This window comes from Parvibacter caecicola (assembly GCF_003725335.1).
Classification (GTDB): Bacteria; Actinomycetota; Coriobacteriia; order Coriobacteriales; family Eggerthellaceae; genus Parvibacter; species Parvibacter caecicola.
Genome location: NZ_QIBY01000003.1, coordinates 128,418 through 149,893, shown reverse-complemented (window position 1 = coordinate 149,893; position 21,476 = coordinate 128,418). Strand labels below are relative to the sequence as shown.

The following is a 21,476-nucleotide window of genomic DNA, read 5'->3' as shown; positions in this document are numbered from 1 at the left end:
CATGGAAAACGAGCGCACATATTCGCGCCGCGACTTTCTGGAGCGGGCCGCCCTGTTCGTAGGGGGCACTGCCGCCGCTGGCGCTGCCGCTACCGGGGCTGCCGCCGGCGTGGCCTATGCCGATGAGCGCATCGGCAACTGGGCGGCTGACGGCAGTCACGAGGTGGAGCTGCCCGCATCTGAGGCCACCAACGCATCGGCTTTCGACGGCACCTACCGCGACCACAACCCTGAGGCCTTCCCCGCCAACGATGCCAGCCCTATTCCGCCGCGGGCCGTGCCCGAGGCCTGGGACTACGAGTGCGACATCTGCGTGGTGGGGGCCGGCGGCGGTGGCCTGAACGCCGCTGCTCGCTCGGCCGAGCTGGGGGCCCACACCATCTGCGTGGAGGCGCTGGGGCTGCACGGCGGCAACGCCCAAGAGGCGGGCATGTGCGGCATTCTGGGCGGCATGTCCATGCAGGAGGACAAGAAGTTCGCCTTCCCCAGCTATCCCTTTAGCGCCCAGGCCCTTACCGATTGGGCCATGGACGAGTACCACTACGCGGCCGACCCCAAGCTGATTTATAAGATTGCCGAGCAAGGCGGCAAAAGCCTGGACTGGATGGCGGAATGCGGCGTGCAGTGGCGCCTGGGCGAGGTGCCGGTATACGTGGCGCCGAAGAACTCCACGCTGGATCACCACGTGCTGAAGATGAAGGACGCCACCGACGCCATGTTCGCTTATGGCCAGCGCAAAGGGGTGGAGTACTTCTTCCAGAGCCCTGCTGAAGCGCTGGTGCAAGACGAGGACGGCCGCATCGTGGGTGTGGTGATTTGCGAGAAGTTCGGCTCTGAAAAGTACATTCACGCGAAGAACGCCGTCATTCTCACCGCCGGCGGCTTCTGCAATAACAAGGCGCTGCTGGACAAGTACATCCCCACCGCCGCCATGGGTTGCGCCAGCAGCTACCTTACCGCGGGCGAAACCGGCGAGTGCTTCCGCATGGGGCTGGGCGTGGGGGCCGACGTTTCCGGCTTCAACTCTTCGGCCTCTTTCGACGGCGGCGTGGATTGGCAGGCGGAGGGGGGCCAGTGGGCGCGCTTCCTGTACGACGGCATGACCCAGCTGTCCCGCCAGCCGTGGCTCACCATCGACCGCTGCGGCAACCGGCTGCGCTACATGGACAGTCGCGTGGGGGAGGACGGCGCCAACGCCATCTACGCCCTGGGCGATTTGGCCACCATCCAGATGACCCCGCCGGGCCACCGCTCCTACATCATCTTCGACTCCCACTACGAGGACCATTTGGCCGGCTACGCGCAGGAGCACTGCCGCAAGCTGATCACGCCGGACTTGGAGCAGATCGACAAAGTGCCGGCCCATTACCGCGATTGGCACCACGGCGTGCAGGACGCCATCGACGCCGATGTGCTGAAGAAGCGCGACAGCCTGGAAGAGCTGGAGGCCGATTTGGGCTTTGCCCCCGGCGTGCTGGTGGGGGCCGTGGAGAAGTGGAACGAAACTTGCGCCAAGGGCCACGACGATTTCATGTACCCCATGCCCGACGAGTGGCTGCACACCATTGCCGATCCACCGTTTTACGGATGCCGCATCGGCGGCAACCTGTACGGCACCAAGGCGGGCCTGCTGATTAACGACCAGATGCAGGTGATGGGCACCAACGGCCTGCCCATCGCGGGGCTGTACGCCGGCTGGCACACCGCCGGCGGTGCTTGCGGCGAGAACAGCTACATCGGCGACCCCATTTTGGGCTCGCTCATGGGCGACGTGGGGCTGGCCTTCTGTGGCGGCTACCTGTGCGGCACTTCGGCGGTTCAAAACGAAATGGAGGCATAAGGCCATGGATTCCATGAAGCAAATGGCGAAGCCGTTTTTCACCCTGTTCGGCATTGCCCTCATCATTGCGGTCATCGGGCGCGTGGGGCTGGCCATCATGGCCGCCACCGGCGCGCTGGCCTTCGATTACATCTCCGCCAGTGGGGTGGCCATCTTGGATGTGATTTGCTCCATCCTCACCGGATCTGCCTTCGTGGCGTTTCTGTTTGCGGCGGGGCTGGCGCTTTGCCTGTCCACCGCCGGCCCGGTGCTGTACGGGTATCTGTTTGCGAAGAAGGGCGGCCCGGCCCGTCCGCTGACGGCGTTTCTGTGGGGCTGGGCTACGGCGCTGATGGCCATTGTGTGCCTGCTGATCGTGGTGTCCGGCATCCTGTCGGCGGTGCAGGTGGGCTCCATGAGCTCGAAGCTGCCGGGGGCGCCGGTGCTGGTGCTGGCCCTGGTGGTGTTCGCGGCGTTTTTGGGCACGCTGCTGGGCGCCGCCTCCATGGTGGTGTGCGCCTGCATCGCCCGTGCCCGCGCCGGCCATAGCCTTTCCGCCCAGTTGCTGGCGGCCACGGCCCTGTGCGGCGCGGTGGTGATGGTGCTCACGGTGGGCACGTTCGCCACGCTGAACTCGGTGGCCATCAACACCACGGCGCTTTTGGCATGGTTTGCTGCCGATGTGGCGGTTAACCTGGTGGTGCTGTTCGCGGCCGCCCGTATGGCCCGCGCCCCTCGCGCAGCAGCGGCTCCGGCGAAGGCAAAGGCAACGGCCGCCTAGGCCCCGCCAAGACGCCATCCCAGGTCAAATTCGTAGGGCAGAGATTCTATCTCTGCCTTTTCGTTTCTGGAGCAGGGAAAAGAGGTAACGTCACGCCTTAGGCGGGGCTGAGGTCGCTTAGTTGCTGCTGCTCGCGGGCGTCCCGTTGGGCTTGGATGCCGGCAATCACGATGTGCCCCATCTGTTCGATGGCCTCTTTCTGGGCCGGGCTCAGGTTCACCCACAGTCGGTTTTCCGCCAGCTCGTTTATGGTGGCGTTGATCAACTGCGCCTGGAATTGCCCCTCGTCGGTGAGGGCCGCGTACACCGCCTTGCGGTCGTGGGGCGACTTCATTCGCTGGCACCAGCCGCGGCCCTCCAGCTTGCTGGCGGTGCGGGTAACGCCGATGGGGGGAATCAGCAGCGCGTCGGCCAGCGCCCCCAGCCGCAGCGGCCTGCCTGCTTCCGCCAGTTTTTGCACGATGCGACATTCGACCATACTGGCGCCGCAGGTTTCCTTCAGCACCCGCTCGGTTTCCTGCCGGATCAGCTCCACCGCCGCCAGGGCGCGGGAGGCGGGGCGTTCCGGGATGCCTCCCTCTTCCCGGTCGCCTTCGATGCGCGAGCCGGCGAAAATGGCCGCTTCCAAGATGGTGCGCCATGTGGTGTTGGTGGTGGGGAAGGTGGCGTACAAGCTGTTCACCAGGGCTTCGTTCACGGTGTCCACGTGTTGGCGCCCTGCTTCGGTGGCTTGCAACACGCGGGTACGGGCATCGGTGGCGCCGGGAAGGCGGGTGGCGAACCCCTGCTGCTGCAGTGCGTCCACCGTTTGGGTTGCGGTGTTCGCCTTCAGTCCCAGCAACTTTCCCAATGTGGCTTGATTTACGGCGCCAGCTGCTTGGCACAGCTTTGAGAGGAAGCGGTACTGGGTGATATTGAGAGGGCTTGCCTCAGTGAGGCCCTGCTTGAACGCGCGGTGCGCCATTTCGAAGGCCACCAGGTAGGTGGAATCCAGCGAGAACCGGTAGTTGTCCGGCTTTGCGGGGGGAGGAGGGGTGGATGGCGTTTGCTCCGCTGCGCTCATAACCTTGCTTTCGAGGGGCTAAAAATGGGTTCATTTCCAGTTTAGGCATTTCGCTGAAAAGTGGGGGCAGCGCGGCCAAATCTCCACGGTGCGGCCGCCCGCGGCGGTGGTTGGTGAAGGCTTTTCGCGTGCGGTGCTCCCGCTTGGTCACGGCAATTTTAATGAAGCGGAAACGGGTGGCTGACCGTTGGGATGAGGCGCCCGTCGGCGGCGCCATTGCGGGTTTGGCGGCGCTACGATTAAGAGCGCGATGGGTGCCGAACGCCTTGAGGCAGCGCGTCGTCGCCAAGGCGGTTGGTTGGATGTTCGAGGTACAGCAGTGGAGGTTCTGGAATTTGCGCTCATAGTGCTTGCCTGCGTCATCGTGTCTTCGGTGGCGGGGCGCATCGTGCGCAAAGTGGCGCTTCCTCTGGTGCAGATTGCCGTGGGGTTTGCGGCGGCGCTGGTGGCGCCGGCAGTGGTGGAGGTGCAGATGCCCTCCGACCTGTTCCTGGTGCTGTTTATCGCGCCGCTGCTGTTCGATGAGGCTCGCCGCAGCGACCGCCGTCAACTGTGGCAGCACAAAGGGGCCATCGCCTCGCTGGCGGTGGGATTGGTGTTGGCCACCGTGGTTGTGGCGGGCTTTTCGCTGCACCTCATTATGCCCGTCATCTCGCTTCCGGCGGCGCTGGCCTGCGCGGCGGCCTTGGCCCCCACCGATGCGGCCGCCGTGAGCGCTATGGGCTGTCAGGTAAGTCTGCAACCGCGGCAGCGCACGCTGCTGTCGGGGGAGTCGCTGGTGAACGATGCCTCTGGTGTGGTGGCCTTCCAATTTGCCATCGCTGCCGCTGTGACCGGCGCCTTCTCGGCCATGAGCGCAGGGGAGGACTTTCTGGTGATGTTCTTCGGCGGCATCGGCGTCGGCGCCGTTTTGGGGCTGTTGGCGCTGGGCACCATGCGGGTGCTGCGCCATTTCGGCTATGAAGACACCACCATCCACGTGCTGTACGAGGTGTTCACGCCGTTTGTGGTGTACCTGCTGGCTGAGCGGCTGGGGGTGAGTGGCATTTTGGCGGTGGTGGCGGCTGGCCTGGTGATGGCCGAGCGCGCCCCGCGGCTGATGTCCGCCTCTGCCGCTAAGCAGCAACTGGTGTCCGATAACTTCTGGCGCATCATCGAGTTTCTCATTAACGGCATCGTGTTCGTGATGCTGGGCATGCAGTTGCCTTTGGCTATGACCCCCGGGGTTGCCGAGCTGTACGCTGTGCCGCATCTACTTGCCGCGGTGCTGGCCCTTACGGCGCTTATCATGGCGTGTCGCCTTTTGTGGCTGTGGGTGATGGAGCTTTTGCACGTGCGGCGCGCCCATGGGATGCGGCTGGGTCGCAAGATGGCCGGCGCTCTGCGAAACGCCCTGGTCATGACCCTGGCCGGCCCTAAAGGAGCGGTAACCCTCTCGGTCATCTTCACCATTCCCTTCATGGTGGAAAACGATGCGCCGTTTCCCGCCCGCGGCCTGATAATCTTCCTCACGGCCGGCGTTATCCTTGCCACCCTGCTTTTGGCTAATTTCCTGCTGCCGATGCTGGCGCCGAAGAAGCGCAACTCCACTGAGGAAGAGGAGCTGCAACAGGCCACGGTGAAGGTGCTGGAAGCCACGCTGCAAGAGCTGCACCGGCGCCTGGACGAGGGGGAACCGGCCGAATACGTGCCGGCAATGCGGCGCACGGCGGCTCGTTACCAAACCCGCCTAGTGCGTCAGCGGGAAGCCGGTGGCGATTGCGGCAAGCAGCTGGCCGAGCTTTCCCAGCAGTGCTTGCAGGTGCAGCAGAGGCGGGCGGACGAGCTGCAGGGAGCCGAGGACAACCAGTTGAGCGTAGGGGATTCGCTGCCCTATTACGCCGCATTGCGCGGCATTCGCGCTTCGGTGGGCTATGTGGGCCAGGCGGTGAACGTGGGGGCGCGGTTCCACAGCCTGCATGGGTGGGTGCGGCTTTTGTGGCGTCGCACCAAGCCATTCGAGGTGCTGGACGACCAGGCGGCCCAGGTATACTACGACTCGTGCCTGTTCGCCATCGAGCTGGAACACGCCGCTATCGCCTATCTGCGGGACGTGGCCGCCAAGCAGCCCGGCAGCGCCCGTGCCGCCCAGGTGCTGCTGGCCTCCCATCAGGCGGCGCTGAATTCGCTGTGGGGGCGCATCAACTACGGTCAGGAAGTGCCGCAGGATACCGGCACGCTGCCGTTTGAGCTGAGGCCCCACCAGGATTTACCCGAAGGCATGCGTCCCTTGTTCAACGACCAGCTGGCTATGGCGCGCCGTTACGCCAACGCTGTGGATTCCAATGCGCTCATCGTGGAGTTGGACGCGGTGCGCCATCTGGAGGAGGCGGGCGAAATCTCGGAATCGGTAGCCCGCCAGCTGCGCCAGCGGGTGTACGCCCTCCAAGCCGCCCTTGAACCCTCCCCCTCGTGACAGGGGACGGGGATAACGTCAGGTTTTCGGCATGCTGAGGGGCGTCCCCCTGACACGCCTTGGTTGGGCCGACCCGGCGGGTCTTAAGCGAGGTTCGGTCAAGCGGATTAGGGGAGCGTCGAGTGCCGAGCCTGTCGGGCCGACCCAACCCCCCGATGAGACATTAGGGTTGTCCCTTTGTCTCGTTTTGGTATCCTTTGCAAATACTTTTCGCCTGATAGGAGCTTGCATGACGCTTTCTTTTCGTTCCGACGTTTTTGCCGATGCAGCTGAAATTCGTCGCAAGGTGTTCATGGAAGAGCAGGGTTTCCAGAACGAATTTGATGCAGTGGACGAAGACCCGCGCACCATTCACCTGACTGCCTACGACGAGGGCGAACTGGTGGGTTGTGCCCGCATTTTCCCCTCCGACATGGAGCCGGGCCTTGAAACCGCGCCTGGCCGTTGGGTGTTTGGCCGTTTGGCGGTGCTGCCTTCCCGGCGGGGCAAGGGCATGGGCTCGCGTATTTTGGCCGAGGCGGAACAGCTTGCCCGGCAGAGCGGCGCTGCCGAGATGCATCTGCATGCCCAGTGTTACGCCCAGCCCCTGTACGCGAAGGCGGGCTATGTTGCCTACGGGCCCGTTGAATTTGACGAGCACGTGGAGCACCAGTGGATGGAGAAGCGCCTTTCGACTTAGGAGAGGGTGCAACGGCGCAGCTTTAATTCTGGGTCGTGCTGCTCAAACTTGCCGAAGAGCAGGGGATATCCGCTTTTGCCAAAAGAGGAAGATGGGTTATCCTTATGGGGAAATACGATGGTTCCAAAGGATGGCATAATGGCGCAACCGCAATTCCAATTAGACAAAGACAGTCCTACGCCGCTATGGGTTCAGCTGCGTAGCCAAATTGTGAACATGATTCGCCACGGTCAGCTGCAGCCCGAGCAGAAGATGCCCACGGTACGCGGCCTGGCCCAGCAGCTGGAAGTTAGCCCATCGGTCATCAACCAGTGCTACCGCTATCTGCGCGCTACCGGATACCTTGAGTCGCAACAGGGCAGTGGTGTGCGGGTGCGGCGCCGCACTGACAACATGATAGACTCTGACTTTCCGAAGGCCGCTAAGCTGCTTAACGATTTCATCGATGCCTATACGGCGATGGGCATGCCACTGGACGGAGTGGCGGATGCTGTGGCCTACGCCGTGGCAGCGCGCACGCTGGACCCCGACAACCGCGACGCCATTATGGATCTGTACCGCGAAGAGGCCGAGCAGACCGAAAAAGAGGGACGCTAGCGGGGGCGATAGCCCAACTTCCCTGCCCATCAGGGCGTTTCTTCTGCAAGCGAGGCACTGAAAATTGTTCCGTAACAGTCTTGATTGTTACGGAACAATTTGTTATTCTGCCTCCAGTAAGTTGGAGGGAAAGGCGAGCGGCCTAAGGGAAGAGCGGCTCGCAGAGGGAATCAATCGGACTGTTTGAAAGAGGCGCCTGCGGGGGTCTTGATTTCGTGCAGCCTGATGGGGGCGGCCCGTGCCGCTTCGCCCTGCCATTTGGCCCCTCCGATGAGGCGCTGCCCTGCGGGGCGGCGAAACGAGAGGGAGGAAATTGATGACAGGGAATACTCATCAAGCATCCGCGCAGCTCACCCGCCGCAGCTTCTTGAAAGCTACGGGGGCCGTGGCGGGCGTCACCGCTTTGGCAGGCACTGGCGCCACGCTAGCCGGGGTGGCCGCAGGCGAGGCCCATGCGGAGGCCTCGGCCGCCGAGCAGTACTTCCACAGCGGTTGTCGCGGCAACTGCGGCAGCAAGTGCCATCAGAAGGTGACGGTGCGCGACGGCAAAGTGGTGAAGGTTTCGGCCATGGAGTACCCCGAGGGGGACGAGGGCTGGCGCCGCCTGTGCGTGAAGGGGCAAACCCAACCGCAGCGCCAGTACGACCCCGACCGCGTGCAGTACCCCATGAAGCGCGTTGACGGCACCGAGCGCGGCGCCGGCCAGTGGGAGCGCATCTCCTGGGACGAAGCCATCGGGCTCATCGCCCAAAACATGGGGGCGGCGCTGCAAAGCGGCGGCGGCACTTCCATCGGCTTCATGTCCTCCTACGCTTCCTACGGCGTGCTGAACGGCGCCACCGGCGGCTACATGTCCTTCGCCTACGGCCGCTTCATCACCGCGGTCGGCTGCACCGTGCTGGGGGCGTGCTCGGACTACGCCCAGATGCACGTGCAGATGCTGGGCTTCGGCCAGAACGGCAACTCCGCCGATGACGTGGTGAATTCCAAAACCATGATCTGCTGGGGCGGCCGGCCGGACGAGTCCGATGTGCACATCTGGCACTACGTGTGCGACGCCCGCGAGAAGGGCATTCCGCTGATCACCATCGATCCGCAGTACAGCGCCACCGCTGCCCATTCCGACCGCTACATCCCCATCCGCCCTGGCACCGACGGCGCGCTGATGCTGGCCATGATCAACCACATCGCCGCCAACCAGCTGGAGAATGTGGATTACATGCGCGCCTACACCCAGGCCCCGTTCCTGGTGAAGGAAGACGGCACTTTCCTGCGTATGAGCGCGTTCGGCGTTGAGCCCATCGAGGCGGGCATCAACCCCATGACCGGCATGCCCATCGTTTTGGATTCGCCGGCGGTGTTCGACGAGGCGGACGGCACCGTAAAGGCGCTGGAGGCGGCGCAGCAGCCGGCCATTCTGGGCACCCACGCGGCCGCCGATGGCGCCAGCTACAAAACTTGCTATCAGGAGTGCCTGGACCACATCACCGAATACACCGCCGCCCGTGCCGCCGAGATTACCGGCGTGCCGGAGGAGACGGTGGTGGAGCTGGCGGAGATTTACGCGCAGGGCGGCATTTGGAACCTGGGTTATCAGGGGCTGGGCCATCACGTGAATTCCCACCACAACTACAAGAACATGGCGCTGCTGTGCGCCCAAACCGCCAACTACGGCCTGCCGGGCACCGCTATTTGCCGCAACACGTCGCCGTTCACGGGCGTTTCCAACTACATGCCCTACATGTACGGCCGCGTGGGCGCCAACGTTCCCAGCATGGCGCTGCCGGATGTGCTGGAAACTAAGATATGGGGCGAAACCCCCGTTGACCTGCAGGTGCTGTGGGTGATGAACGGCAATCCGCTGTGTTGCGAGAGCGGCCGCACGGAGCTGATCGAGGCCTTCAAGAAGGTGCCGTTTGTGGTGGTGGCCGATGTGTCCATGACCGACACCGCCATGTACGCCGACGTGGTGCTGCCGGTGCCGCACGTGTTCGAGGTGGAGGATTACGACTCCGGTTGCCCCACGCCGTATTTGATGTACCACCAGAAGTGCGTGGATCCGCTGTATGAGAGCAAGTCCGACATTGACATCATGCGCCTGGTGGCGGCTGCGCTGCAGATGGATGCCATCTACGCCGACGGCCCCACCGACGGCGACTTCATCAAGCAAATCGTGGAGGCGGAAACCACCGCCCCGCTGGGGGTCACCTACGAAAAGCTGGCCAGCGGCGAGATGGTGCGCAGCCCGCTTTCGCCGGCATCGCATGTGGAAATGAAGATCGGCTCGGCCGAGGGCGAGCGGCTGAAGTTCTACATGGAGGCGCCTACGCCGCGCATCGTGAGCGGCCAAGAGGTGGCCGATTACGAGAAGCGCCCTTACTTTATGCCCGCTAACGAGGCCTATTGGGAGAATCTGCTGCGCAGCCAGTATCCGCTGATGGGCTGCAGCGAGCACACGAAATACCACGTGCATTCCCAAACCGCTTTCACCCCGTGGCTGCGCGAGTTGGAGCCCGAGCCGGTGCTGAAGATTAACAGCCAGGATGCGGCCGAGCGCGGCATCGCCCAGGGCGACTACGTGCGTGCTTTCAACGACCGCGGCGATGTGGTGCTGAAGGCGTTGGTCACCGATGGCATCATGCAGGGCGTGATTGGCATTCCCCACGGTTTCCGTGAGGACCAGTACGTCAGCGGCCACGCCCAGAACCTCACCTCGCGCGTGATGAACGATTTCTGCTACAACAACGCCTACTACGACTTCCTGTGTGAAGTGGAGCGTTACGAAGGGAGCGTGGAATAAATGGCTCGCTACGGAATGGCTATCGACACCAAGCGCTGCGTGGGCTGCAATGCCTGCACGCTTGCCTGCAAGCAAGCGAACAACGTGCCGGACGGCGTGATGTGGAGCCGCGTGCTCACCGACGGCGGCGACATGCCCGACACGCCGGCGTCTGACGGGGGCAACCTGTCCATGCGCTACTTCCCCATGGGATGCCAGCATTGCGAGAACCCTGCCTGCGTGAAGGTATGCCCGGTGGGGGCCACCTACAAGGACCCGGAGACCGGCGTGGTGCGCCAGGACTACGACAAGTGCATCGGCTGCCGCATGTGCATGAGCGCCTGTCCCTATAGCGGCGTGCGCAGCTTCAACTGGGACGAGCCGCAGTACTGCCTCGGCCACGATGTGGGCGATGCCGATGCGCCGGCCCACCAAAAGCACGTGGTGGAGAAGTGCACCTTCTGTTATCAGCGCATTTCCAAGGGCGAGGTGCCCTCCTGCATGGATCTGTGCCCCGCCCGTGCCCGTTTCTGGGGCGATTTGGACGACCCGAACAGCGAAGTGGCGAAGAAGGTGGCCAGCCGCCAATACACCCACCTGCTGGAAGAAAAGGGCACCAAGCCTAGCGTGTACTACCTGGTGTAGCTCGGCTCCAATAGCCTGCCGGCCATCGGAAGTCCTCGGCGCTGCGGCGCACTGCGGCCGCCCGCCCTTGCCCTTCAGGCCTTTCCCTCACGTGCCGAAGCACGCTCGGCCGGCCTTCAGGGCAATTGCGGGCGCCACAGCGCCCCTCGCTCGCTCGGTAGGACCTGCAAGGCTGTTTTTTCGTAGGGCAGAGATTCTATCTCTGCCTTGGCGGCGAGGGGATGCGGGCCCTGCCGGGCCCGAAACGAATTGCAACTCTGTATAAGGAGAGCCTTATGACTAACTACAACTCCGAGGCCGTCATGGACGACCTCGACGTGCCCGCCGCGGCGCCCGCGAAGGCCCGCGAGGCGGTCGGCGCTCGCGCGGCCGCGAAGAGCCGCGGGCTGAACGTGGCCATCGGCATTTCCGCCATCGTTGCCGCTATCGGCATCGCGCTTTGGGTGGTGCAGATGTCCGGCGGCATGGTCCAGACCGCCATGCGCAACCTGGACTCCTGGGGCCTGTACATCACCTGCTTCATGTTCTTCGTGGGCCTCTCCGCCGGCGGCCTGATCATCTCTTCCGTTCCCAAGGCCTTCGGCGTCAAGGGCTTCGGCGGCATAAGCAAGGTGGCCGTGATGACCTCCATCGCCGCCACCGTGGGCGCCATCGGCTTCGTGGTGGTGGACATGGGCCAGCCCCTGCGCGTGTGGGAGCTGTTCGTGTACTCGAACTTGGGCTCGCCCCTCATGTGGGACATCATCGTGCTCATGGTGTACCTGATGCTGTCCTGCGTGTACCTCTGGGCCCAGATCGCCGCCGAGAAGGGCAAGGTCTCCCACGCCGCCCTGCGCGTCATCTCGGTCGTCGCGCTCGTGTGCGCCGTCATGGTGCACTCCGTCACCGCCTGGATCTTCGGCCTGCAGCAGAGCCACGAGATGTGGCACACCGCCCTTCTGGCCCCCTGGTTCGTGAGCTCGGCCTTGGTGTGCGGCACCGGCCTCGTGATCTGCGCCGCGGTCGCCCTTCGCGCCGCGGGGTACCTGAAGTGGGAGCAGGCCGACCTCGTGAAGCTCGCGAAGCTGCTGGCCGCGTTCCTGCTGGTGGACCTCTACTTCTTCGGCTGCGACCTGCTCACCGAGGGCTTCCCGGCCGCTTCCGGCGCCGAGATCGTGGCCATGCTGGTGTCCGGCCCGCTGGCTCCCTTCTTCTGGGGCGAGGTCGTCCTCTCCGCGCTGGCCGTGATCATCTGCGTGGTGCCGCGGCTGCGCACCACGCCCATGCTGGTGGCGGCCGGCCTGTTCGCCATCGCCGCCATCTTCTGCAAGCGCGTGCAGCTGCTGGTGGGCGGCTTCCAGGTGGCCAACATCGACTGGCCCGCCGTGCTGACCCCCTTCACCGTCACCGACTGGGAGGGCAACATGGCCCAGGCCTATCAGGGCATGGTGTACTGGCCCACCCCGCTGGAGCTCGGCATCGCCCTCGGGGTCGTCGGCCTGTCCTTCCTCATCTTCTTCCTGGGGCTGAAGCTCCTGCCCCTCAAGCCCGCCGGGGGCAAGTAGCCCGCATCCGCCCGATGCCGAGAGGGCGGCCGGTCCGGCCTCCCGCGACAACCTCCCTCCCCGCGCAGCGCCCTCGCCACCTCCGGCGGGGGCGTCCTTGCGTCCGGCCCGGTGCCCCCGGCGGCGCCCCTGTCCGAACCGGCCCGCCGACGGGCGGCAGCTCGGCAGTCGCCCGGCCGACCGGGGCCCCGGATCGACTCGCCGCTCAGGCAGAGATAGAATCTCTGCCCTACGAAGGGTCGGGTCGGTGCGCCTGCCTGATGCCGGAAGGACGCCAGGCCCAGTGCGCTTGAGGGCCGGCCCCCGGTCCGCCCGCAACAACCTCCCTCCCCGCGCAGCGCCCTCGCCACCTCCGGCGGGGGCGTCCTTGCGTCCGGCCTCCTTCCCGTCCTCGGCCGACACCCACCTCTCCCTTCCGCTTCTGCCCGGATTACCCCGCTTGTCCGGTCAAACCTCCGGCTGGATCCCCGCTAAACCCGCCCTCTGCCCGGATTAGCCCGCTTGTCCGGTCAAGCTTTGCATTGTCTTGTCTCGCCCGTCACCTTTTGCCCGGATAACCCCGCTTGTTCGGGCAAACCCCCGGCCATGCGGCGTTGCACCTAGCCCTCTGCCCGGATTGCCCCGCTTGTCCGGGCAAACGGCCTGCCGGCGTGTCGCCGGGTTGTCTATTTACCCGGATTACCGCGCTTGTCCGGGTAGCTCCTCGACCGGAATTCCGTTGGCCCCGTCCTCTGCCCGGATTAGCCCGCTTGTCCGGGCGCTGTGGCGGAAATAGGCCCCTATTTCCGCCACGGTTGGGAACGGGGAGAGCGTTATGCTGGGCATTGGCAGAAATAGGCGCCTAGTTCCGCCACGACTTGGGTTGGGGGGCGTGTCGATTGGTCTTGCGGCAGGAATAGGCGCCTATTTCCGCCAAAGCGCTTCGTGGCAGCGGCGGAGGGGTGGGCTGTGAATTTCCCGAGCTTGTTTTCTGCTGAGAGGTAGACGGCGATGGCCGTTGGGAGGGCTTCGGTATAATTGCTGGAAAAGGGGTCGATGACAAAGGGGAGCAAGTGAGCGAAATGCAGGGTTTTGAGAGGGGTCCTTTTTCGGAGGATGCCGTCTTGGCAAACGTTGGATCGGCAGATGCCGTCTCGGGAGGCGCTATCTCGGGGGGAGCTGCTCTGGCAAGCAACGCCTCGACAACCACCATCTCAGGGAGCGCTGTTCCGGCGGCCGCCGTTTCGAGAGGTGCCGCCTCGGAGGATGCCATCTCGGAGAGTGCCGTTGCGGCGGTTGCCACCTCTGCGGGTGACGTTTCGATTGATGCCGTCTCAGCAAACACCGCCTCGGCAGGTGCGGCTTTGGGGGGCGGGGTTTCCGTCGCCCGGTCCGACGAGGTGGAGCGCCTGCTGGCCCAGCGGCCCACGCTGGCGGCGTGGCTGGCGGAATACGACGCCATCGGCCAGGAATACGTGGACGGCTTAGCTGGCTTCGGCATCGACTTCGCTCCCCGCAACCAGGACACCGCTGCGCGCCAAGCGGTGCTGCAACGGCTGCGTGAAAAAGGCGCCCGGTTCCGCAACGGCGGCGCCAGCATTTCCTGCGGCCCGCTGTCCAGCGCTTGCGTGGCCTGCGCCGACGACAACGGCAGCCGCACCTTCTACCTGTCGCTCTCTTGCAACCGCGACTGCTACTTCTGCTTCAATAAAAACCAGGTGAACTATGAGGCAGACAAGCTGCTGAAGAAAAACTGGCGCGCCGAAGTGGACGAGTTTCTGGACGGCGACGTGCCGGTGACCCACGTGGCGCTCACGGGCGGCGAACCGCTGCTGCACCCCACTGAAGCGCTGGCCTTTTTCGCCCACGTGAAGGCGAAGGCCCCCCAGGCCCACCTGCGCCTTTACAGCGATGGCGACTTCCTGGACGAATCGCTGGCGGCCCAGCTGGCCCAAGCGGGGCTGCAGGAGCTGCGCCTTTCGGTGAAGCCGGACGAGCCCGGCGCCTTTGACGAGGCGGTGCGGCGGTTGGCCATGGCCAAGCGGCACATCCCTGAAGTGATGGTGGAAATGCCAGTGGCCCCGGAGATGAAAGAAGAGATGAAGGGCCTGTTGCGGGGCATGGACGCCATCGGCGCGTTCGGCGTCAACCTGCTGGAGTTCGGCTACCCCATGGGGGATTGGGCCCCCTTCGCCCAGCGCGGCTATCGGATAGCCAACCCGCCCTTCGCCATCCCCTACGAATACACCTACGCCGGCGGCCTGCCGGTGGCCGGCAGCGAGCTGGTGTGTCTGGAGCTGCTGGAATGGGCCATGGACGAAGGCCTTGCGCTGGGGGTGCACTATTGCTCGCTGGAGAACAAGAACCGCATGCAGATGCACCAGCAGAACACCCAGGCGCGGCTGGACGGTGCGCTGTGGCAGTTCGACACGGAAGACTTTTTCTGGAAAACCGCCAAGGTGTTCGACGGCGATGTGCCGGTGGCCCAGCGGCTGCTCAAGGCTGCGGGCGCGGCTTGCCAAAAGGACGCCGATGAGGAGAGCCTACAGTTCCATCCGCGCCATTTGTCGCTGTTGGCCGGGGCGGGCGTGCTGTCGGCCATCTCGTTTAACGCCCTGGAGCGCTACGACAGCGGCTTGGGGGTGCGCGAACTGGCGCTGCATCTGGCATAATCTGTGACGGGGCGGCGGCAGGGGCCGTGCAGAACAGGGAAGGGAAGCCCGTGAGCTACATAGTGCGTTTCGGCGAAGAGGTGGACGTTGCCTACCTGGACAAGTTGGTGCCGGTAGACCGCGCATGCTACGAAGAAGCCTATTGGGGCGACCCGCAGAAAACGGTGGACCGCTTCCTGAAGAACCGCCAGTCGTTCGTGTTCGTGGAGGACGCCGATACGGGGCAGCTGGCCGGTTACGTGAACTTCTTCCCCTGCGAAGAGGGGCTGTACCGGGACAACCTGGAGCGTAGCCCGGTGATACGCGACGACGACATTGCCCCGGAAGAGGTGGCGCCGTACCGGGCCGACGAGAATCACCTATTCATCATTTCGTTGGCGGTGCACCCCGCCTACCAGGGCACCGAGGCGATCAAACTGCTGTCCAACGGGCTTATCGACTATCTGAACCGCCTGCAAGCGCAAGGCTTTCCCATCACCGACATCATGGGCACGGCGGTATCGCCCGATGGTAAGAAGGCGCTGGCGAACTACCTGTTCCGCGAGGTGCGCACGCTGGCCGACGGCAATACCGTGTACATCTGCGACGGCAAGCTGCTGCAGCATTTTCTGGCGGGCCAGCTGGAGGTAAAAAGCTACAAGGGTGATATGTACCTGCTGATGCCTTTGGCCGACCATCGCGATAACCTGCGCATCGGTCATTTTTTGGAGGACGCGCGAACGGGGGCGGCGCAGGTGCCGGGCACGGCGGCCGACCGAGCGCTGGCCGACGAGCTGATGGCCGATTTGCGCGATTGCATCGCTTACGAGTGCAGCAACGAAGTGGTGAAGGAGCTGCAGCTGGCCTACCTGGGCAGCTTCGATTTCCTGCAAACCACCGACGAGTACGCGGGGCTGGAAGACCCATCCCGCGAGGTGGTGGTGGGGCACGCCCGCGGCCACTCGGTGCTGGTGGCCCATCCGAAAACCCACATGTACGTGCTGTGCACCTTGCTGCCGGCGTTTCCCTATTCCATGACCCAGATGGAGGACCAGGTTTCCTTCGATTATTTGAAAGTGGCAAAGCCGGCCGATCTGGGCAGCGCCATTTCGGTGCTGGGCTGGAAGGCGCTGGTGCGGCCGGGCGCGGCCGAAGAGCAGCAGGTACTGGCGAAGCACGGCGAGCAGGGCACCGTGCAGGTCGCCGAGTTGCCGCGGGACGTGTTCTTCGCCGGCTATTTGCTGGAGAAATATGGCCTGCACGCCTGCGGAAACGCCACCTGCGCGCTGTGCCTTTCCCAAAAGCCGCGCGATCGGCGCGAGCTGCAGGACATGCTGGCGGGGGAGGCCTATCACAACTTCGAGCGGGAATACTGCATCGACTGCGATCCCATCAACAGCGCAAGCGAAACCAACCGCTCGCAGTTCGACCACTATGAGGCGTACCTTTCGCAGCGGGCGGTGGTGTACGTCGACAAGCGTTTTGCCCCCGACATCAGCCAGCGCATCGACTTCTTCGCCGACTACCTGTTCGTCATCATCCTCACGCTGTTCCAGAACACTGCGCTGGCGAAGGCAGCCAAGCGGGTGACGGGCATCCTGGAGGAAAGCACCGACATCACACCGGAAACCAAGCTGATAATCGACCGCGAATACGGCGCCACGGTGCGGTTTTGGGAGATGCAGAACTTCAAGTACCTGTCGTCGCAGATGGAAGCGGCGCAGCTGCGGGAGGCGTTTATGAACCAGCAGCTGCACGACGCCTACAGCGAACAGCAGGAGTACCTGGAGCACGTGGTGGCCTCGAAGGCGGCCATCACGGAAAGCCGCAACGGCATGGTGATCAACATCGTGGCCATCTTGTTGGCGGTGGCCCAGCTGCAGCCGCTGTTCATCGAGCTGCTGCAAGGGTTTTACCAGGAGATGGGCATCGAGGCGGTGTACGCTCAAACCACCATCAATTATGGCATTCTGGGCGGCACGTTGCTGCTGGTGCTGGTGGTGCTGATAAACCAGCGCCGCAAGCGCCACCTGGAAGCCCGCCGTTATTAGGAGTTGCCTGTGGAAACCACTGATTCGCGCCCCCAATTTCGCCTGAGCCCGCTGGATCGTTTGCGGGGCAACCGGCTGTTCTGGACCGCCGTGCTGCTGGCGGTGGCCACGGCGCTCTCCGCCGTGAAGCCGGTGGTGTTGCCCGATGGCGGAGCCGTTACCTGCTTCAGCTTGCTGTTCTTGTGGCTGATCACGTTTTTCTACGGTCCCCGCTACGGGTTTTGCGCCGGGCTGGTGTTTGGCCTGCTGAAACTGGGGGTAACCTACCTTACCGGCGAATACGTCAACTACCATCCGGGGGCACTGCTGCTGGAATACCCGCTGGCCTGCGGCGCCATGGCCATGGGCGGCCTTTTGCTGAATCGACGCAACGTGCAATGGGAGGAGGATGGCGTGGCGCGCGACAGCTTTGGGCTGAGGGCCGGCTACGTGCTGGGGGTGTTTTGCCTGGGGGCCTGCTACATCGCGTCGGCCAACCTGTTCTACCCGCCCGACCGCGTGGGCTTTTGGGCGAATTTCCTGTTCTCGGTGAGCTACGATATGAGCTACCTGCTTATAGAGGCGCTGTTCACGGTGCTGTTGCTGTGCATCCCCGCCGTGCTGGACGCCATCTATTACCTGAAGTTTGTGGCCACCACCCCCAAAACCGATCCCACCCGCCGCTCGTTCTAAGGCCGCGCCGGCCGGCGGCCCGGCTGGCCGCACCTGTTTTGGCGAGGAACTGCGCAGTGAAAGGAACATCCGGTGACTAATGCTGGTAAAAGCCTCCCGTACGATCCGGCGGATCGCCAGTCCATCTGCCGCTACGCGGAGCAGCTGCGGGGTTCTACGTTGCGGGAGAAGACGGGGGCCGAAGAGGTTGACGACATCCGTAAAAATAAAGGCTCGTTCGGCAGCGCGGTGGAATCCCGCTATTTCATGTTGGACGTGAACAACGAGTCGGAAGCGGACTTCTGGGAAGCGGGGCTGGAGTTGAAGACAACGCCGCTCAAGATGACGCGGGATGGGCGCTTGGTTGCCAAAGAAAGGCTGGTCATCGGTATGATCGACTACATGCGAGTAGTCCATGAAACCTTTGAAACCAGCCATCTTATGGAGAAAGCCAAGGACATGCTGCTGGTTTCCTATGTGTGGGCCCCTGACGCCAGTCCGCTGGATTACCGCGTGGTTATGACGGAGCTGGTGAGCATTCCCAATTTGCCGAAGGGCGATCTTGCCCAGATTAAGCAAGATTGGGAAACGGTGGTAGGGAAGGTGCGCAGCGGTCGGGCCCATGAGATTTCCGGCTCGGATACGCTGTACTTGGAAGCGTGCACCAAAGCCGCCAATGCGCAGGTTCGCCGTCCGCAACCCTTTTCCGCCATAGAGGCGAAGCCGCGGGCTTGGGCGCTGAAGGCCTCGTTCATGACGGCGATAACCAATCGCCTGATGGGGGAGATGCAGCCCATTGGCCGTGATCAAGACGAGCAGAACATGCCATTGCTGCAGTTGGTGCGCAAACGGTTCGCGCCATATTTCGGCCTGACGGAGCCCCAGCTAGCGGAACGGTTTGGCCTTGGGAAACCAGGGGCGCGAATGCCAAAAAACCTCTGCGCGCTTATCACCCGCCGCATTCTGGGCGTGACCAACGATGCGAAAATCGAGGAATTCGAGAAAGCGGGCATCAAGCCCAAGACGATGCGGGTAAAAGCCAACGGTACGCCCAAGGAGTCGATGTCGTTTCCCTGCTTCGATTACTTTGACTTGGCGAAGACGCCGTTTGAGGAGAGCGACTTCGCTGCACATCTGGACAACAAGTACCTCTTCGTTGTTTTTCGGGAGGACGTTTCCGAGCGAGGAACCTATCGCCTGGCGGATGTGGCTTTTTGGCAAATGCCAGAGGTGGACGTGGAAGAAGCGCGCCGCTGTTACGAAGAGATGCAGCGGCGGGTGCGCGATGGCCGGGCCCAGGAGTCCGTCAAGTCGTCCGAGAACCGTTGTTGCCACGTGAGGCCCCATGGCCGCGATAGCAAGGACACGCTGCCCACGCCCCAGGGCGACGCTGTGGTGAAGAAATGCTTCTGGTTGAGCGCCGCCTATCTCAAAGGCGAGGTTGCCCGAATCACCGGAAAGTGAGTTTTTCGCGCCAGATTGCTCGCTGTCCCATTTTTGGATCTTGATCTTATGGGGCGGATCGGATAGAATGGCCTGCAAGAGAATACTGGCACAGACAGCATAGGAGAAACGTGCCATGAGAACCATCAAAGTTGCCGAGCTCTTTGCCGGCGTTGGAGGCTTTCGCCTTGGTTTGGAGGGGTACGACAACCCTGACTTTCCCCAGTTCGCCATGGGCGCGGCGGGTCCTTTCCAAACGGTGTGGGCCAACCAGTGGGAGCCGCCCGGAAGTGAGGGCAAGCAGTTCGCCTGGCGCTGCTATGAACAGCGCTTCGGGCAGGGGAGCTGCGTTTGCGAAGACATCAACCGCGTGCTGGATGATTACGAGCGTGGCGATAACCGCCATGGCATCCCCGAAGAAATCGACATGGTAGTGGGAGGGTTCCCGTGCCAGGATTACAGTGTGGCCAAGCCGTTGTCGCAAGCTGGCGGCATTGAGGGCAAAAAGGGCGTGCTGTGGTGGGACATCTACCGCTTTCTCTTCCTGAAAAAACCGAAGTACGTTCTGTTGGAGAACGTCGATCGCCTGCTGAAAAGCCCTGCCGCGCAGCGGGGCCGCGACTTCGCCATTATGCTCACCTGCTTAGCCGACCTGGGCTATTCCGTGGAATGGCGGGTAGTGAACAGCGCCGAATACGGCTTCCCCCAGCGTCGCAAGCGGGTGTACATCTTCGCGGAGCTTACCAATCAGACGTGGGACCCCGAAGGGCGCATTTCCTCCGGCGTGCTGTCTTCGGCGTTGCCCATAAAGAAGCCGGAGTCGTTCGGCCGCGTGCAACTGCCGGACGACCCTTATGTGGTGTCGCAGTCGTTCAATGCCGGCAGCAAGGGTAAGTCGCCGTTCGGTACCGCTGGCACCATGCAGAACTTTTTGGTGGCAACTTGCGACGTTGCTGAGGCCTACGAGGGGGAGCGCGGCTGCTTGGGGAATGTGGTGGTGCCGACGGCCGAGGTGCCGGAAGGCTACTTCATTCCTGCTGACAAGCTGGAGCGATGGCGTTATTTGAAAGGCTCGAAGAGCGAGGAGAGAGTGGACAAGCGCACGGGGTTCAAGTACCGCTATTCTGAGGGCTCGATGGCCTTCCCCGATTTGCTCACCAACCCATCGCGCACCATTCTTACCGGCGAGGGCGGCGCGGGGGCATCCCGCTTCAAGCATGTGGTGGAAATCGATGGCCGTTACCGGCGCTTGGTACCAGATGAGCTGGACCGGCTGCAGGGCTTTCCCAAAGGCTGGACTGACACTGGGATGACCGATGCCCAGCGGGCTTTCTGCATGGGAAACGCCCTGGTAGTGGGCGTGCCGCACCGCATTGGCCAAGAACTTGCCCGGCGCCTTCGGGAGGAGCAGGGCTAACTCCCGGCCGCTCGGTTGTTCTTTATGGTGCCCGGGAAATTATCCCTGCCAGCTGCGGTGGAGGGTTCGGCCGCCTTAGCTGACAGCTAATGAAACCGCAGTTCATAACCGATACCCTTCTCTGGTGTTTATCAGAAGCGCAAGCTTACAGAAGAAGGGACTGTTATGGAAAAGAAACCAACTTCGGGCCTTGGGGTGGCCTCGCTGGTAACGGGAATTATCGCGCTGTTCAGCGCATTCGTGCCGCTGCTCAATTTACTGTCTTTCCCCTTTGTGCTGCTGGCCGTGATTTTTGGGGGTGTGGGCATTTGGCAAACGGTGAAGGGGACGAAGGGCGGCAAGGGCATCGCCATCGCTGGCCTGGTGTTAGGCGTGTTGGCCTTGGTGGTGACGGTGGCCATGTACGCTACGGCGGGCAGCGGCCAACAGACGGCAGATGACGTCCCTGCCCCGTCGCAGCAGCAGGCGGCGCAGCAGCAATCCGCTCAAGGAGAAGACCAACAGCCGCAGGCCGCGCAATCTAGCCAGGAATCCACCCCTTATGAGGTGGTAATCGGGGAGGCGCGCACGGTGGAGGACTACCAGGGAAACCCGGCTGTGGTGGTGTCTTACACGTTCACCAATAACTCTGACGAGGCGGTAAGCCCTATGGTGGCAGTTCATGCCAAGGCGTTCCAAAACGGCGTGGAGCTTGATACGGCCTTTCTCACGGAAGATGCCGAAACCGCCAAGGCCATGAACGAGGTAAAGCCCGGTGCCTCCATCACCTATGAGGATGCTTATAAGTTGACCGACACCGCCAGCGACGTGCTGGTGGAGGTTGAAGAGCTGTTCAGCTTCAGCGATGAGCTGCTGGCGGAAAAGACTTTCTCGTTCTAGCGAGTTCACGGGGCCGCTGCGCCGAGGGTCGATGCCCTGCGCG

At 63.3% G+C, this 21,476-nt stretch carries 15 protein-coding genes; 14 read left to right on the top strand and 1 reads right to left on the bottom strand.

Going from position 1 to position 21,476, the window contains the following annotated elements; all coding sequences use genetic code 11:
- The first annotated feature begins 1 nt into the window (after position 1).
- Both DMP11_RS03755 and DMP11_RS03750 read left to right on the top strand, forming a co-directional pair.
- On the top strand, positions 2-1,840 hold the full coding sequence (locus DMP11_RS03755) for an FAD-dependent oxidoreductase (RefSeq protein ID WP_123185168.1): 1,839 nt from the start codon (positions 2-4) through the stop codon (positions 1,838-1,840).
- Positions 1,841-1,844: 4 nt separating this feature from the next.
- A complete protein-coding gene (locus DMP11_RS03750) occupies positions 1,845-2,600 on the top strand; it encodes a hypothetical protein (RefSeq protein WP_123185167.1) in 756 nt (251 codons plus the stop codon).
- 97 nt (positions 2,601-2,697) lie between these two features.
- Here DMP11_RS03750 and DMP11_RS03745 read toward each other — a convergent pair whose 3' ends face one another.
- The gene (locus DMP11_RS03745) at positions 2,698-3,663 is read right to left on the bottom strand and encodes a MarR family winged helix-turn-helix transcriptional regulator (RefSeq protein WP_123185166.1); all 966 of its coding nucleotides are present in this window, start codon (positions 3,661-3,663) and stop codon (positions 2,698-2,700) included.
- 319 nt (positions 3,664-3,982) lie between these two features.
- Here DMP11_RS03745 and DMP11_RS03740 point away from each other — a divergent pair, with 319 nt between their 5' ends.
- The 12 genes from DMP11_RS03740 (at position 3,983) to DMP11_RS03685 (ending at position 21,433) form a co-directional block, all read left to right on the top strand.
- Positions 3,983-6,118: a Na+/H+ antiporter gene (locus DMP11_RS03740; protein WP_161555291.1), complete on the top strand. Its 2,136-nt coding sequence runs from the start codon at positions 3,983-3,985 to the stop codon at positions 6,116-6,118.
- A gap of 229 nt (positions 6,119-6,347) precedes the next feature.
- On the top strand, positions 6,348-6,797 hold the full coding sequence (locus tag DMP11_RS03735; RefSeq protein ID WP_123185164.1) for a GNAT family N-acetyltransferase: 450 nt from the start codon (positions 6,348-6,350) through the stop codon (positions 6,795-6,797).
- Between the two features lie 138 nt (positions 6,798-6,935).
- On the top strand, positions 6,936-7,394 hold the full coding sequence (locus tag DMP11_RS03730; protein ID WP_161555290.1) for a GntR family transcriptional regulator: 459 nt from the start codon (positions 6,936-6,938) through the stop codon (positions 7,392-7,394).
- A gap of 316 nt (positions 7,395-7,710) precedes the next feature.
- Positions 7,711-10,194: a molybdopterin-containing oxidoreductase family protein gene (locus tag DMP11_RS03725; protein ID WP_123185162.1), complete on the top strand. Its 2,484-nt coding sequence runs from the start codon at positions 7,711-7,713 to the stop codon at positions 10,192-10,194.
- The gene (locus tag DMP11_RS03720) at positions 10,195-10,818 is read left to right on the top strand and encodes a 4Fe-4S dicluster domain-containing protein (protein WP_123185161.1); all 624 of its coding nucleotides are present in this window, start codon (positions 10,195-10,197) and stop codon (positions 10,816-10,818) included.
- Between the two features lie 275 nt (positions 10,819-11,093).
- Positions 11,094-12,362: an NrfD/PsrC family molybdoenzyme membrane anchor subunit gene (gene nrfD / locus DMP11_RS03715; RefSeq protein ID WP_214647024.1), complete on the top strand. Its 1,269-nt coding sequence runs from the start codon at positions 11,094-11,096 to the stop codon at positions 12,360-12,362.
- A gap of 1,343 nt (positions 12,363-13,705) precedes the next feature.
- Positions 13,706-15,013, top strand: coding sequence for a radical SAM protein (locus tag DMP11_RS03710; RefSeq protein ID WP_161555289.1), 1,308 nt, complete (start codon positions 13,706-13,708; stop codon positions 15,011-15,013).
- A gap of 50 nt (positions 15,014-15,063) precedes the next feature.
- The gene (locus DMP11_RS03705; protein ID WP_161555288.1) at positions 15,064-17,043 is read left to right on the top strand and encodes a GNAT family N-acetyltransferase; all 1,980 of its coding nucleotides are present in this window, start codon (positions 15,064-15,066) and stop codon (positions 17,041-17,043) included.
- 9 nt (positions 17,044-17,052) lie between these two features.
- Positions 17,053-17,715 carry an energy-coupled thiamine transporter ThiT gene (locus DMP11_RS03700; RefSeq protein WP_161555287.1) on the top strand — a complete coding sequence of 221 codons (663 nt, stop codon included), beginning with the start codon at positions 17,053-17,055 and terminating at the stop codon, positions 17,713-17,715.
- Positions 17,716-17,787: 72 nt separating this feature from the next.
- A complete protein-coding gene (locus DMP11_RS03695; RefSeq protein ID WP_123185157.1) occupies positions 17,788-19,158 on the top strand; it encodes a Sau3AI family type II restriction endonuclease in 1,371 nt (456 codons plus the stop codon).
- Positions 19,159-19,273: 115 nt separating this feature from the next.
- The gene (gene dcm / locus DMP11_RS03690) at positions 19,274-20,554 is read left to right on the top strand and encodes a DNA (cytosine-5-)-methyltransferase (protein ID WP_123185156.1); all 1,281 of its coding nucleotides are present in this window, start codon (positions 19,274-19,276) and stop codon (positions 20,552-20,554) included.
- A gap of 165 nt (positions 20,555-20,719) precedes the next feature.
- Complete coding sequence (locus DMP11_RS03685; protein ID WP_123185155.1) at positions 20,720-21,433, top strand: DUF5067 domain-containing protein; 714 nt, start codon at positions 20,720-20,722, stop codon at positions 21,431-21,433.
- Positions 21,434-21,476: the final 43 nt, after the last annotated feature.